This is a genomic window from Bradyrhizobium sp. SZCCHNRI1009 (assembly GCF_032487575.1).
Taxonomy (GTDB): domain Bacteria; phylum Pseudomonadota; class Alphaproteobacteria; order Rhizobiales; family Xanthobacteraceae; genus Bradyrhizobium.
This window is the reverse complement of record NZ_JAUEUL010000002.1, coordinates 181,958-196,836: the sequence shown is the minus strand read 5'-3', so window position 1 is coordinate 196,836 and position 14,879 is coordinate 181,958. Positions and strand designations below refer to the sequence as shown.

At 67.3% G+C, this 14,879-nt stretch carries 10 protein-coding genes and 1 pseudogene; 4 read left to right on the top strand and 7 right to left on the bottom strand.

Annotated elements, in window-relative coordinates:
• The first annotated feature begins 65 nt into the window (after positions 1 to 65).
• From QX010_RS04450 to QX010_RS04435, 4 genes are all read left to right on the top strand, one after another.
• Positions 66 to 1,187, top strand: coding sequence for an efflux RND transporter periplasmic adaptor subunit (locus QX010_RS04450; RefSeq protein ID WP_316177885.1), 1,122 nt, complete (start codon positions 66 to 68; stop codon positions 1,185 to 1,187).
• Positions 1,184 to 2,260, top strand: a complete 1,077-nt coding sequence (locus QX010_RS04445) for an efflux RND transporter periplasmic adaptor subunit (protein WP_316177883.1) — start codon at positions 1,184 to 1,186, stop codon at positions 2,258 to 2,260. The genes QX010_RS04450 and QX010_RS04445 overlap by 4 nt, the downstream gene beginning before the upstream one ends.
• A complete protein-coding gene (locus tag QX010_RS04440) occupies positions 2,257 to 5,334 on the top strand; it encodes an efflux RND transporter permease subunit (RefSeq protein WP_316177881.1) in 3,078 nt (1,025 codons plus the stop codon). The genes QX010_RS04445 and QX010_RS04440 overlap by 4 nt, the downstream gene beginning before the upstream one ends.
• Before the next feature lie 92 nt (positions 5,335 to 5,426).
• On the top strand, positions 5,427 to 6,701 hold the full coding sequence (locus tag QX010_RS04435; protein ID WP_316177880.1) for a DUF2130 domain-containing protein: 1,275 nt from the start codon (positions 5,427 to 5,429) through the stop codon (positions 6,699 to 6,701).
• Positions 6,702 to 6,818: 117 nt separating this feature from the next.
• Here QX010_RS04435 and QX010_RS04430 read toward each other — a convergent pair whose 3' ends face one another.
• The 7 genes and pseudogenes from QX010_RS04430 to asd form a co-directional block, all read right to left on the bottom strand.
• A complete protein-coding gene (locus tag QX010_RS04430) occupies positions 6,819 to 7,712 on the bottom strand; it encodes a DUF3313 domain-containing protein (RefSeq protein ID WP_316177878.1) in 894 nt (297 codons plus the stop codon).
• Between the two features lie 217 nt (positions 7,713 to 7,929).
• A pseudogene (locus QX010_RS04425) lies at positions 7,930 to 8,736 on the bottom strand (EamA family transporter); the annotation flags it as partial.
• A gap of 288 nt (positions 8,737 to 9,024) precedes the next feature.
• On the bottom strand, positions 9,025 to 11,229 hold the full coding sequence (locus tag QX010_RS04420) for a xanthine dehydrogenase family protein molybdopterin-binding subunit (protein WP_316177877.1): 2,205 nt from the start codon (positions 11,227 to 11,229) through the stop codon (positions 9,025 to 9,027).
• A gap of 4 nt (positions 11,230 to 11,233) precedes the next feature.
• Positions 11,234 to 12,250, bottom strand: coding sequence for a xanthine dehydrogenase family protein subunit M (locus tag QX010_RS04415; protein WP_315804388.1), 1,017 nt, complete (start codon positions 12,248 to 12,250; stop codon positions 11,234 to 11,236).
• Positions 12,247 to 12,756, bottom strand: a complete 510-nt coding sequence (locus QX010_RS04410; RefSeq protein ID WP_316177874.1) for a (2Fe-2S)-binding protein — start codon at positions 12,754 to 12,756, stop codon at positions 12,247 to 12,249. Before QX010_RS04410 ends, QX010_RS04415 begins: the two co-directional genes overlap by 4 nt.
• Before the next feature lie 150 nt (positions 12,757 to 12,906).
• Positions 12,907 to 13,884 (bottom strand): NUDIX hydrolase, encoded by a 978-nt coding sequence (locus QX010_RS04405; protein ID WP_315804386.1) that lies wholly within the window; start codon positions 13,882 to 13,884, stop codon positions 12,907 to 12,909.
• Between the two features lie 115 nt (positions 13,885 to 13,999).
• Positions 14,000 to 14,875 (bottom strand): archaetidylserine decarboxylase, encoded by an 876-nt coding sequence (gene asd, locus QX010_RS04400; RefSeq protein ID WP_316177872.1) that lies wholly within the window; start codon positions 14,873 to 14,875, stop codon positions 14,000 to 14,002.
• Positions 14,876 to 14,879: the final 4 nt, after the last annotated feature.

Genomic DNA, 14,879 nt, shown 5'->3' with positions numbered 1-14,879 from the left:
CCCTGCGTGCTTGCGCGGCAGGACGGGAATGATCGCCACCACCCAACCGGACCGAAGATACGACCATGTCTCCATTCACAGGATCCTCTTTCCTTCGGGCACCGGGCTCACGCCTGCTGGCCGCGGCCGGCTGCGCTGCCGTCGGCCTGCTGCTGGCCGGCTGCGAGCAGAAGACGGCCGCAACCGCTCCGCCGTCCCGGATGGTGCGGACCGAGGTGGTCAAGCTGTCGGAGCGCCGGCAATCGATCACGCTGACCGGTGACGTGCAGGCGCGGGTGCTCGCAGACCTGTCGTTCAGGGTCAGCGGCCGCGTCACCGAGCGGCTCGTCGAGGTCGGCGCGCACGTCAAGGCCGGCCAGTTGCTCGCCAGGATCGATCCGGCCGAGCAGCAGGCCGATCTCGATTCCGCGGAGGCCGCCGTGGCGGCCGCGGAGTCGCAGGTAAAGGTCGCAACCTCCAATTTCAACCGCCAGCAGACGCTGATCACGAGCGGCTTCACGACGCGCGCGACCTTCGACCAGGCCCAGGAGACGCTGCGCACGGCGGAGGGATCGCTGGAGGCCGCCAAGGCCCAGCGCGACACCGCCAAGGACGCCCTGACCTACACCGAGCTCCGCGCCGACGCGGACGGCACCATCACCGCGCGCAACATCGAGGTCGGGCAGGTCGCCCAGGCCGCGCAGTCCGTGTTCACGCTCGCGCATGACGGCGACCGCGACGCGGTCATCGACGTCTACGAAGCCGCGCTGTCGCTCAAATTCGACGACAGCAAGGTCGCGCTGGCGCTGCTGTCGGATCCCTCGGTCACGGCCAAGGGCACCGTACGCGAGGTCTCGCCGACCATCGATCCGAAGTCGGGCACCGTCCGCGTCAAGATCGCGATCGAGAATCCGCCGCCAGAGATGACCCTCGGCAGCGCCGTCAGCGCCACCGGCTTCATCAAGCCGGAGCAGCGCATCGTGCTGCCGTGGAGCGCGCTGACCGCCGCCGGCAAGACGCCGGCGGTCTGGCTGGTCGACGGCGGCGACAAGACCGTGTCGCTGAAGCCGATCACGATCGAGGACTATGAGACCGGCGCGATCGTGGTGTCGGCCGGGCTTCGACCGGGGGATCGCGTCGTGACCGACGGCGGCAAGCTGCTCAGCGTCGGCCAACAGATCACATTCAACGAGGAGAAGCGGTCGTGATGACGCCGATGCGCTGTGTTCTTCCGCTCGGCGCGCTCGCTCTGCTCGCCGGCTGCAACGAGAAGGCCGCCGCTCCCGAGCCGGTCCGGCCGGTGCTGTCGATGAAGGTCGAACGGCAGACGGCCAATGTCTCGACGGTCACCGGCACGATCGAGCCGCGCTACAAGGCCGATCTCAGCTTCCGCGTGCTCGGACGCCTGATCGCGCGGCCCGTCTATGTCGGCGACATGGTCAAACAGGACCAGGTCGTGGCGGCGATCGATCCCGCCGCGCTCGAACTCGCCGTGCGCGCCTCGGCCGCCGAGGTCTCGCGCAGCCAGGCGCAACTCACCAACGCGACCGGCACCGAGGGCCGGCAGCGCACCCTGCTGGAAACCGACGCCACCACCAAGGCGACGCTGGAGAGCGCCGAGCAGTCGCGTGCGGCCGCCCAGGCCTCCGTGATCAAGGCGCAATCCAACCTCGCCAAGGCGCGCGAGCAGCTCGGCTACGCCCAGCTCAAGGCCGATTTCGCCGGCATCGTCACGGCCGTCGGCGCGGAAGTCGGACAGGTCGTCTCGCCCGGCCAAAGCGTGGTCACGGTGGCGCGGCCCGACATTCGCGAGGCGGTCATCGACGTCGGCGACGACATTGCGGGCGCGCTGCAGGTCGGTACGCCGTTCACGGTGCGGCTGCAGGTCGATCCGACCATCAGCACGACCGCGAAGGTCCGCGAGATCGCGCCGCGCGCCGACGCCACGACGCGCACGCGTCGCGTCCGCATCACGCTCGACAACCCGCCCGAAACCATGCGGCTCGGCACCACCGTCACCGCGACCGTGAACACCGAGCAACGGACCGTCATCCGATTGCCGTCGACGGCGATCCTGGAGCAGGACGGCAAGAGCTTCGTCTGGCTGGTGGATGACGCCAACAACTACGTCAAGCGCCAGGAGATCATGGTCGCCCGCAACGAGGACGGCAGCATCCGCGTCACCGGCGGCCTCGAACCCGGGCAGCGTGTCGTCACCGCCGGCGTGCACAGTCTCAAGGATGGCCAGTCCGTCCGCATCGATCAGGAATCTCAGCCGTGAAGTCCTTCAACCTCTCCGACTGGGCGCTCGAGCACCGCTCGCTCGTCTGGTATTTCATGATCGCCTTCATGGCTGCGGGCCTCTTCTCCTACGTGCATCTCGGCCGCGAGGAGGATCCGTCCTTCACCATCAAGACGATGCTGATCCAGGCCAAATGGCCCGGCGCCTCCGCCGAGGAGATGACGCGGCAGGTCACCGACCGCATCGAGAAGAAGCTCGAGGAGCTGCCGGCGCTCGACTACACCAAGAGCCTGACCGTGCCCGGCCAGACCACGGTGTTCGTCAACCTGCGCGACACGACCAAGGCGCGCGACGTCGTCCCGACCTGGCTGCAGGTGCGCAACCTGATCAACGACATCAAGGGCGACTTTCCGTCCGGCGTCGTCGGGCCAGGATTCAATGACCGCTTCGGTGATGTGTTCGGCAACATCTACGCCTTCACCAGCGATGGCCTCAGCCAGCGCCAGTTGCGCGACCGCGTCGAGGAGGTCCGCGCCAAGGTGCTGACCGTGCCCAATGTCGGCCGCGTCGACATCGTCGGCGCGCAGAACGAGGTGATCTATCTCGAATTCTCGCCACGCAAGGTCGCCGCGCTGGGCATCGACCAGCGCACCATCCTCAACGCGCTGCAAGCGCAGAATGCGGTGTCGCCGTCCGGCGTGCTGCAGGCCGGCCCCGAGCGGGTCGCGGTACGCGTCTCCGGCCAGTTCACCTCCGAGGAGAGCCTCAAGGCGATCAACCTGCGCATCAACGACCGTTTCTTCCCGCTCACCGACGTCGCCACCATCACCCGCGGCTACGAGGATCCGCCAACCTCGCTGTTCCGCTTCAACGGCCAGCCCGCGATCGGGCTTGCCATCGGCATGAAGGCCGGCGCCAACCTGCTCGATTTCGGCGAGGCGCTGAAAGAGGAGATGACCAAGGTCGTGGCCGATCTGCCGGTCGGCGTCGGCGTGCATCTGGTCTCGGACCAGCCCAAGATCGTCGAGGAAGCGGTCGGCGGCTTCACCAAGGCGCTGTACGAAGCCGTCATCATCGTGCTCGCGATCAGCTTCGTCAGCCTCGGCGTCCGCGCCGGCCTCGTGGTCGCGATCTCGATTCCGCTGGTGCTCGCGATCACCTTCCTGTTCATGGCCTACACCGGCATCTCGCTGCAGCGCATCTCGCTGGGCGCGCTGATCATCGCGCTCGGCCTGCTGGTCGACGACGCCATGATCGCGGTCGAGATGATGGTGGCGCGGCTCGAGGTGGGCGACTCCTTGCGCAAGGCCGCGACCTACGTCTACACCTCGACGGCGTTCCCGATGCTGACGGGCACGCTGGTGACGGTCGCCGGCTTCATTCCGATCGGCCTCAACAGCAGCGCCGCCGGCGAGTTCACCTTCACGCTGTTCGTGGTGATCGCCGTGTCGCTCGTCGTGTCCTGGATCGTGGCCGTGCTGTTTGCGCCGCTGCTCGGCGTCACCATCCTGCCCGCGACCTTGCCGAGTCACCATGCCGAAGGCGGCCGGCTGACGCGGATATTTCGCGCCATGCTCAATGCCTGCATGCGCAACCGCTGGACCACGATCGTCGCCACGGTCCTGATCTTCGGCCTGTCGGTGTTCGGCATGCGCTTCGTGCAGCAGCAGTTCTTCCCCTCCTCCGACCGCACCGAGCTGGTGATCGACTTCAACCTGCCGCAGAATTCCTCGATCGCCGAGACCAACGCGCAGATGGCGAAGTTCGAACAGGAGGCGCTGAAGGGCGATCCCGACATCGACCACTGGTCGACCTATGTCGGCTCCGGCGCGCAGCGCTTCGTGCTGTCGTTCGACGTGCAGCCCGCCGACGTCTCGTTCGGCCAGATCATCATCGTCACCAAGAGCCTCGAGGCGCGTGACCGCGCCCGCGCCAAGCTGCAGGCCTATCTCACCAAGACGTTCCCCGGCACCGACGCCTATGTGCACCTGCTCGACATCGGCCCGCCGGTCGGCCGCCCCGTGCAGTACCGTGTCAGCGGGCCTGATGTCGCCAAGGTGCGCGAGACTGCGCAGGAATTCGCCGGCGTCATGCGCGGCAACAGCCATCTCGGCGCCGTCATCTTCGACTGGATGGAGCCGGCGCGCGTCGTGAAGGTCGACGTCCTGCAGGACAAGGCCCGCCAGCTCGGCGTCACGTCCTCCGACATCGCCAACGCGTTGAACGGCGTGCTCGACGGCACCTCGATCACCCAGGTGCGCGACGACATCTATCTGATCGACGTGCGCGGCCGCGCCCAGGCCAAGGAGCGGCAATCGCTGGAGACCCTGCGCGACCTGCAGCTGTCGGGCTCGAACGGCCAGTCGATCCCGCTCGCGGCGCTGGCGACCTTGCGCTACCAGATCGAGCAGCCCGAGATCTGGCGCCGCTCGCGGCAGCCCACGCTGACCCTGAAGGCCAGCGTCATCGATCAGGTACAGCCGAACACGGTGGTCGATCAGCTCAAGCCCGCCCTTGCGGCGTTCAACGCCAGGCTTCCGGCCGGCTATCAGGTCGTCACCGGCGGCAGCGTCGAGGAGAGCGCCAAGAGCCAGGCGCCGATCATCGCGGTCGTTCCGATCATGCTGTTCACCATGGCCACGATCCTGATGCTGCAGTTGCAGAGCTTCCAGCGCCTGTTCCTGGTGTTCGCGGTCGCGCCGCTGGCCTTGATCGGCGTCGTCGCGGCGCTGCTGCCGAGCGGTGCGCCGCTCGGCTTCGTCGCCATCCTCGGCGTGCTCGCGCTGATCGGCATCCTGATCCGTAACTCGGTGATCCTGATCGTGCAGATCGAGCATCTGCGCGACGAAGGCCGCCCGCCATGGGAGGCCGTCATGGAGGCGACCGAGCACCGCATGCGGCCGATCATGCTGACAGCAGCCGCGGCCTCGCTGGCGCTGATCCCGATCGCGCGCGAAGTATTCTGGGGTCCGATGGCCTATGCGATGATGGGCGGCATCATCGTCGGCACCGTGCTGACCCTGCTGTTCCTGCCGGCGCTCTACGTCGCCTGGTTCCGGATCAAGACGCCGGACGCCACCGCGGCGGCCGAGACCGCCCCGCACGGGGCGTGAATCGCGGATAATTGCGTGGGATAAACCGCCCGCGTGGGTTAAAGCCCGCGCGGCGGCCGGGTAGATTCGGTCCTCATGGAAGAATGCGAATCATGACCGATCCCCAGATCGTCTGCCCCTCCTGCCGCACCGAGATCAAGCTGACCGAGCAGCTCGCAGCGCCCCTGATCGCGGAGACGCGCCGGCAGTTCGAGAAGCAGCTTCAGGCCAAGGAAGCCGATTTCGGCCGCCGCGAGGCACAGCTCAGGGCCGCGCAGGAGCAGATCGCGCAGGCCAAGGCTGCGATCGACCAGCAGGTCGCCGCCAAGCTGAAGGCCGAGCGCACCGCGATCGCGCAAGCCGAAGCCGAGAAGGCGCGGCGGGCGGTGGCCGATGAGATGGGCAATCGCGACCGCCAGCTCGCCGAGCTGCACGAAGCCATCGTCAGCAAGGACGCCAAGCTCGCCGACGCGCAGAAGGCCCAGGCCGAGATGATGCGCAAGCAGCGCGAGCTCGACGAGGCCCGCCGCGAGCTCGACCTCACCATCGAGACCAAGGTGCAGGAAAGCCTCGTCTCCGTCCGAGACAAGGCCCGCCTCGAAGCCGAGGACGCGCTGAAGGCCAAGGTCGCCGAGAAGGAGACCCAGATCGCCGGCATGCAGCGCCAGATCGAGGAACTCCGCCGCAAGGCCGAGCAGGGCTCGCAGCAGCTGCAGGGCGAGGCACTGGAAATCGAGCTGGAGTCACAGCTGCGCGCGCGCTTTCCCCGCGACCTGGTCGAGCCGGTGCCGAAGGGCGAGTTCGGTGGCGACGTGATCCATCGCGTGGTCGGCCCCGGTGGCCAGGCCTGCGGCGCGATCCTGTGGGAATCCAAGCGCACCAAGAACTGGAGCGACGGCTGGCTGGTGAAGCTGCGCGATGATCTGCGCGCGGCGAAGGCGGACATCGCGCTGATCGTCTCCACCGCGCTGCCCAAGGGGGTCGACGGCTTCGACCTGATCGACGGCGTCTGGGTCGCCGAGCCGCGCTTCGCGCTGCCGCTGTCGCAGGCGCTGCGCCAGTCGCTGATCGACGTCGCCTGCAGCAAGCTCGCGCAGGAGGGCCAGCAGACCAAGATGGAGATGGTCTACGCCTATCTCACCGGGCCGCGCTTCCGTCACCGCATCGACGCCATCGTCGAGCGCTTCACCGAGATGCAGTCGGATCTCGATCGCGAGCGCAAGACGATGATGCGTCTCTGGGCCAAGCGCGAGGAGCAACTGCGCGGCGTGCTGGATTCGACGGCGGGCCTCTACGGCGACCTCCAGGGCATCGCCGGCCGCGCGATGCAGGAAATCGAGAGCCTCGACGTGCTGCTGATCGAGGGCAAGAGCGAGGCGGCGGAGTAGCGCGCTCCGGCCGCGCCGATCCGAGGCGGGCCAGCGTCACATCGCGTCGGCGCTTTTCCGGTGCGGCCGCATCGGGCCGCGTCCTGCTTCGCCACGGAATGCGGATGCAGATGGCCGCTACTGCTTCGCCATCTGCGTGCTTGCCTGGGCGTCGCTCGGGACAGCCCCCTTGTCGACCCATTCCGGAGGTGCGCCCAGACGGTTGGCGACCATGCCGATGAGCCCGGGGTCCCTGCCGAACGCCTCACACGCCGCGTTCTTGGGCTTGCCGCCGAGTGCCGCGCCGATGCGTTCGATCGACGGCAGCCTCAGTGGCTTGCCGAACGGGGTCTCGCCGGTCACGAGCATCTGGCCGAAATCGGCGCTGAATGAGCCCGCCAGATCGTAGGCATCGCCGGCCTGCGACAGCACCGGCGAGTTGGTGAACGAGTTGGCGCCGCGCGCCCACACCATCGCGGCCTGCTGCCGGCCCTTGCGGTCGAGCGCTTCCGCCTCGATCGTGAGACTGCCGAGCCCGATCGGCAGCCGCGGCACCGGGACGGGAACGCCGAGCGCGCCGGGCACGGCCGATACGACCTTCGACGCGCCGGCGGCGACCGGATCGGTGGGCGTCGCCTGGGTGATGAAGGTGCGCGTCATCAGATCAGCCCTCTGATTGGGCGCCACGACCGTGAAGCGTTCGCTCAAATTGAGACACAGCGCGCGGTCGACCGCATTGGCGACGAGCTGCCGCTGCTGGTCCGTCAGCACCGCGCCGGCCTGCCCCGAGAAGGACGTCGGCATGATACGCACGGTCTGGGCCGCGAGCACATTGTCCTTGTCGACGTTGAGCTGCGACTTGGCGAGCAGGCCGTTCGATTCCGCCAGCGACTGATAGGATGCGAGCGCACCGCTCTGCGTCATCTGCGCCGTGGCGCAGCCCGACAGGCCGAGCGCCGCGCACAGCATCGTCAGGCGGATGGTGGCGGGGGCACAGGATCTCACGAAAGCCGCGACGTCGATCTCGACCATGCTTCTCCCGCCTCACGCCAACGATCATCGCCCTCTCGCGGGCGGCGCATCCTTCTCCGAGATTTCGGACGGCGTGGGGCGGAAGCATGGAGAGATGTTTCGAAACGGCACCAACCAAGGAGAGAGTGCGGCGAGCGTGTGCGTGGCACACGCCGCTGGTGATGGCGATGACGCCTGCTACGGCCAGCACGGCGCCCAGCCAGGCCGCCGGCGCGGGCCTTCGCCCGGTGTGCCACCACAGCAGCGGCAGGATCATGACGGGCGTCGTCGACGACAGGCTAGAAACGATTCCAACGGGCCGGCTCGTCAGAGCAAACAAGACGAGCGTCATGCCGATGCCCATCCCGAGCACACCGCTGAGCGCCGATCGGATGACGATTGATCTATCCACCGCGGCCGAGTTGCGGAAACCCGGAACGGCGGACAAAGTGAGCAAGGCTGCCAATCCGATCGCGGCACGAATGGACGTGGCCAACGCCGGGTCGAGGCCGGCAGCCATCACGGGACGCGCGATCAGGACAGCCGCCGCTGCGAACAGCGCCGCCGCGAGACCGAACACGAGCCCCACGCGCAGCGAGCCGTGTGTCTCCTGGGCGATGGTGCCAGGCTGCCTGAAGATGATTGCGACGGACACGCCGCCGACGATACACCCTACTCCCATGATCTTGATCGCCGACAGTGCTTCACCAAGCCACAAATAGCCGAGCACGGCCGCAAATGCAGCCCAGCTGGCATAGACGACGGCCGTCAGGCGTGGCCCCAGTCGCGCCAGTGCAGCATAGAAGCAGGAGTCGGCGACGACGACCCCGAGCAGGCTCGATGCAGCCAGCATCAGCAGCTGATCCCCCGGCGGCGCGGCCCAGCGGCCTTGCAGCGTCACCAGGGCCAGCATGGTGAGGAGCGCCGCTGCGAGACGGATCGCGTTGAACCTGACGGGACCGAGTTGGCGAACGGCCGACGGCGCAATGAGGTTGCTGACGGCGATGCTGAAAGCAGCCGCCAGTGCAGCCAGATCGGAGAGCATGATGAACGGCCACACTGCAGAGCGATCTGTTCTGATCGTCCAGCAATCTGGCCCTGGCAACGGCCGCGGTCAAGCAATCACATCGCCGACGACACACGCCATCGTCCCGCGGGAAGCCAGTACCCCACGGCATTGGTCACGACAGTGCCGCCGAGCCGGATGCCCGCCAGCGCGGGACACGACAATGGTCGTGACGCACATTCACTAACATTGGCCTCACAGTTGGAGCCGTTCTGGGATCTTCCCCGAGACCCCTGACAGCCGTCGGCTGTCGGGGGCGAGACCGGCTCACCCCACGACCTTGTCCAATGTGATCGGCAAATCCCGAATACGCTTGCCGGTGGCGTGATAGACCGCGTTGGCGATCGCCGCGGCGACGCCGACGATGCCGATCTCGCCGACGCCCTTGATGCCCATCTTGTTGATGATGCGATCCTCCTCGTCGACGAAGATCACCTTGATATCGTGAACGTCGGCATTCACCGGCATGTGATACTCGGCGATATTGGCGTTCATGATGCGCCCGAAGCGCTGGTCGATCTGGGCTTCCTCGTGCAACGCCATGCCGATGCCCATGACGACCCCGCCCATGATCTGGCTCGAAGCCGTCTTGGTGTTGAGGATGCGCCCGGCGGCGACGGCATTGACGATGCGCGTCACCCTGACGACGCCGAGCTCCTCGTCGATCTTCACCTCGGCGAAAACGGCCGAATGCGTGTTGTGCGCGTGCTTGTCGTCGTCCTCGAACTCCGAGCCGCGCTCCTTTTCGATCCGGTCCATGCCGCCATGGCGCATGACGTCGGCCATGGGCACCGAACGATTGCGATCCGCGATGGCAACGATCGCGCCATCCGCGAGCGTCACCTCGTCGGCCTCAAGCCCCTGCAACGGCGAGCCCGGGACGGTGTGCGCGATCTTCAAAAGCTCCGCCCGGATATCATCAGCGGCGTTGACGATCGCATGCGAGATCGAGGCTGCGGTCCATGAGCCGCCCTCCACCGGCGCCTTCGGCAGCGTGGAGTCGCCGAGCTTCACATTGATGCTGTCGAGCGGCACGCCGAGCATGTCGGCGGCAACCTGCGCCATGATCGTGTAGGTTCCGGTTCCGATATCGGAGGTCGCGCTCGACACCTCGACATGTCCGTTGGCCGTCATCACGATCCGCGTCGCGAACGGCATCTGCAAGGCCTCCCAGGCCCCGCTCGCCATCCCCCAGCCGACGAGTTCTCGGCCGTCACGCATCGAACTCGGTTCCGGGCTGCGCTTCGACCAGCCGAAGGCCCCGGCGCCCTGCTGATAGCACTCCTTCAGCCGCTTGCTGGAGAACGGCAGATCCTTGTCCTGATCCCGATCGGAATAGCAGCGCAGGCGCAATTCGAGCGGATCCATCTTGAGCGCGACGGCGAGCTCGTCCATCGCGCATTCGAGACCGTAGACGCCGCTGGCGGCGCCGGGCGCGCGCATGTCGCCCGGCGTCGGCACGTCGAGCCTGGCGAGCCGATGCGTCGCGCGCGAAGTGACGGAGGTGTAGAGCACCTCGCCCCAGCCGATGTCGTTGCGCGAGAACGCCTCGTGCTGCGAGGTCATTGCGATGGCTTCATGCGTCAGCGCCGCCAGCGTGCCGTCCTCACGGGCGCCGAGCGCCAGCCGCTCGATCGTCGCCGGACGATAGCACAAGCCATACATCTGGGCACGGCTGAGCACGACGCGCACCGCGCGCTTCAGCTTCAGCGCCGCCATGGCCGCGAGCACCACCTGGTATTGCGGGCGCAGGCCGGAGCCGAACGCGCCGCCGACGAATGGCGACATCACCTGGACGTCGTCCTCCTTCAATCGGAAAACGCTGCAGACATAGCGCTGCACGTTCTGGACGCCCTGGGTCTTGTCGTAGACCACGAGCTTGCCGCCCTCGCGCCAGAGCACGGTCGACGCATAGAGCTCCATCGGGTTGTGATATTCGATCGGCACGCCATAGTCGGCATGGTGACGCACGGCTGCGCCGGCGAGCGCCTTTGCCGCGTCGCCGCGCGGCTTGACCGGCTTGTCGACCTTGAACGCCTGCTCGCGCCGCGCATGCAGGTCCGTCGCGAATCTCTCGACCTCATAGTCGATCTCGACCAGCGTTGCGGCGAAGCGTGCGGTGTCCTCGTCCTCGGCCACGACCAGCGCGACCGGCTGGTAGTTGAAATGCACTCTGTCATCGTAGAGCGGGCGATAGGGCGAGCCGTCCTCCGGCGCGACCTCGTCGCGATAGTCGTCATCCTTGTCCGCCATGCTGACCCGGTTGGCGTGAGTCAGCACGTCGATGACGCCGTCAACCGCCAGCGCGCGGCTGGTATCGATGCGCATGATCCGCCCCCGCGGAATGGTGGAACTGACCACGACGCCGAAGGCGAGATCGGGCGCGGTGAACTCGGCGGCATATTTGGCGACACCGGTGACCTTGGCGCGGCCGTCGACGCGGGAGGTGGCAGTGCCGATGTGAGCTGTCATGACATCACCGGATGGTCTTGATGGCTTGAATCTGGGGCGTTGCGTTCGCGGCCTGGGTCAGGGTGCGGACGATGGCGCGGCGCGCGAGCGGGATCTTGAAGGCGTTGTGCCCGGAGCTTTGGGCCTCCTTGAGCAGAATGTCCGCGGCGCGGCCGAATGTCTGGGGATCCGGCGCCTGCCCGCGCAGCGCCTCCTCGGCAGCCTGGTTGCGCCACGGCTTGTGGGCGACACCACCGAGCGCCAATCGCGCTTCGCGGATCTGGCCGCCGTCGAGCGCGAGCGCAGCGGCAACTGAGACCAGCGCGAACGCATAGGACAGGCGGTCGCGGATCTTCAGATAGCTGTGATTCGAAGCAAAGCCCCGCGGCGGCAGCTCGATCGCGGTGATGATCTCGTCGGCACGCAGCGTGTTGTCGAGATCCGGACGGTCGCCAGGCAGCCGGTGGAAATCGGCGAAGGCGATGAGGCGCTCGCTGGAGGCGCCTGTAACATGCACCGTGGCGCCGAGCGCGGCCAGCGCGACGCACATGTCGGAGGGATGGGTCGCGATGCAGTCGGCGCTGGTGCCGAGGATGGCGTGGCCTCGGTTGAGGCCATCGATGGCCGAGCAGCCGGCGCCGGGCGTGCGCTTGTTGCAGGGCGTGGCGACGTCGTAGAAATAGGCGCAACGTGTCCGCTGCAGCAGGTTGCCGCCGGTCGAGGCCATGTTGCGCAGTTGCGCCGAGGCGCCGGCGAGGATCGCGCTCGCCAGCAGCGGATAGCGGCTCTCGATGACCGGGTGATAGGCCAGCGTGCTGTTCGGCACCAGCGCGCCGATCCTGACGCCGCCGGCGCTCGTCTCCTCCACCTTCGTCAACGGCAGGCGGCTGATGTCGATCAGCTGACGCGGCTGCTCGACGTGATACTTCATCAGGTCGATCAGGTTGGTGCCGCCGGCGATGAACCTGGCTTCCGGTACCGCCGCCTTGAGCTTGACGGCCTCGGCGACATCGCTCGCGCGGGCATAGTCGAAATTGTTCATCGTCCTCCTCCCATCGCCTGTTCGATGGCGCCGACGATGTTCGGATAGGCGCCGCAACGGCAGATGTTGCCGCTCATCAGCTCGCGGATCTCCTCCTTCGTCTTCGCCCTGCCCTCGGCGATCAGGCCGGCCGCCGAGCAGATCTGGCCCGGCGTGCAATAGCCGCATTGGAAGGCGTCGTGATCGATGAAGGCCTGCTGCAGCGGGTGCAGGTCATCGCCCTTGGCGAGTCCCTCGATGGTCGTGATCTCGGCGCCATCCTTCATGACCGCGAGCGTCAGGCAGGAGAGCACGCGGCGGCCGTCGATCAGCACGGTGCAGGCGCCGCACTGGCCGTGATCGCAGCCCTTCTTGGTGCCGGTGAGATCGAGGTGGTTGCGCAGGAGATCGAGCAGCGTGGTCCAGGGCGCCACCGGCAAAGTACGCAATTCGCCGTTGATCTGAAGCGTGACGGACAGAGGCGCAGGCCTGGAAAGGGGTAAGGCATTCTCGCGCGACGCGCTCATGCGGGGTCTCCATTGACGGACCCGCATCAACCCGCGATGGCGCCAATGGTTCGCAACAATTTTTCAGCAGCGGCCCGCGGGACTTGCCCAGGCCAGCACGTGCAAAGGGCGGACGGTACAACCGCCTGGTCGGTCGCGTCGCCGTCCGGCTCAAGCGGCGCGGCCGAGCCACGCCCGCATTTTCTCCGCCAGGCTGCGGCGGCGCGGTCCGTCCTGCGCCTCGTCATCGACGGCGGCCGCATCCTCAGGCGGCATGGCCTCAGCGCCGGGATCAAGCCCGTCCTCACTTTGGCGGCTCACATCGGCATCCGGCGCGACCGGGGTGGGCAGCAGCGACTTGATCGCGGCGGCGACCGCTTCGATGCGCTCGAGGTCGGCGGGCTCGCGTTCCATCGCTACGGGTTCGGCCGGCAGCGGGGCTAGGTCCGCCTCCACCGACATAGCCGTCGTCTCCAAGACGATCGGTTCGGATTGATCGAGGCCGGGCGCCGCAGCCGCAAGCACGGCTTCGGCGGGCTGCTCGCCCTGCACGTCGATCGCGAGGTCGGCGATCTCCGGCGCCGGGGCGGGCTGCTCTACGATCCGGCTGCGGCGCTTCCTGGCCGTTGCAGGCTTTGCCGCGAGCGCCGCCGTCTCCACCGCGGGCTTCTCGACCGGCTTCTTGTCAGCGGCGGTCTTCGCCGCCACCTCGGGCGCGGACTTCGCTTTGGTCTTGCGGATCAGGCCTGCCAGCGCGTAGGGCCCGACGGTCTCCAGGAAGGTCTTCTCATGGTCGCGCGACAGCCGCCCCACTGCCGCATCGAGCGGCAGCCAGTCGACGGCGCGGACATCGTCCATCAGCGGCTGCGACGGCTCGCCGGCCGCTTCCATGCGCCAGTAGTGCACGACCTTGGAGCGCGTGCCCGTGTCGTAGACCAGGGTGCCGAGGAATTCATGCACGGTGACCTTGTGGCCGGTCTCCTCCAGCACCTCGCGCTTGGCGGCGTCGCGGGGCGTCTCGCCATCGTCGAGCTTGCCTTTCGGCAGCACCCATTCGTCACGCTTGCGCAGGCGCACGACCGCGATGCGCGGCGGCTGTTCCCGCCGCAGCACGATGCCACCTGCCGCCATGATCGGCGCTCTCGCCATCGCCTCTCCCGAGCCGCAACGACCGCAACTCCCGCGGTCTGATTCGTCAGTTGAACGCTCCGATATAGGACTGCGCAACGACGAAATCGAGATTGCGCAGGCAGGGACCCGACATTCATCCGGCGGCGACGCGCCTGCGCCACAGTGGCTGGCCGGCGCGAATGCGGGCGCCCTCCGTGACATTGGGACAGAACGTGAAGTCGCCCGGCGCGAGCAGGATGATGGTCGAGCCGTGCTCGAACCAGCCGAGCTCGTCGCCCTTGCGCACATTGTTGTGACAGGGGTAGGCGAGCGGCCGCTCGGTCTGCGCGTTCAATACACGGTCGAGCGCATGCAGGCGGATGCTCGCGACCAGGATCGCCGCCACCGGCACGATCGTGAACGGCTCGCCCGAGGCGAGATGCGTGCGGATCACGGCGCGCTCGTTCTTGCAGAACAGCCGCTCGACCCGCTTCAGCGCGATCGGATTGACGTTCCAGACGTCGCCATGGATCAGGCTGACATGCTCGAGCGTCATGTCGTAAGGCGCATGGAAGCGGTGATACATGCTCGACGTGAGACGCAAGGTGACGAAGCAGCTGTTGCGGTGGGTCTCGACCACGGCGGGATCGACGACGAGCTCGCGCAATGAATAGGGTGCGCCCTTGATCTGATAGAGCTCGCCGTCGCGGATCAGACCGTGCGCGCCGATGATGCCGTCCGACGGGCTGGTGACGATGGCAGGATCGGGATCGAACGGCCGCAGGCCGGGCTTCAGCTCGCGCGTGAAGCAGGCGTGCAGGCTCTTGAAGCGGTTCTCCTTGGCCTCGGAGAGATCGAGGTCGGAGAACAGCTTCCACAGCGCGATCGAGGCGTCGCGGACCAGCGGATTCTCGATCTTGGAGAACCAGCCCATGAAACGGGTCAGCGCGGCGCGCGGCACGCGGTTGGTGAGCAGGAAGTTGAGGTCTTCCTGTTGGGTGACGGAGGCGATCAGGCTTTTGACTGTCATGAAT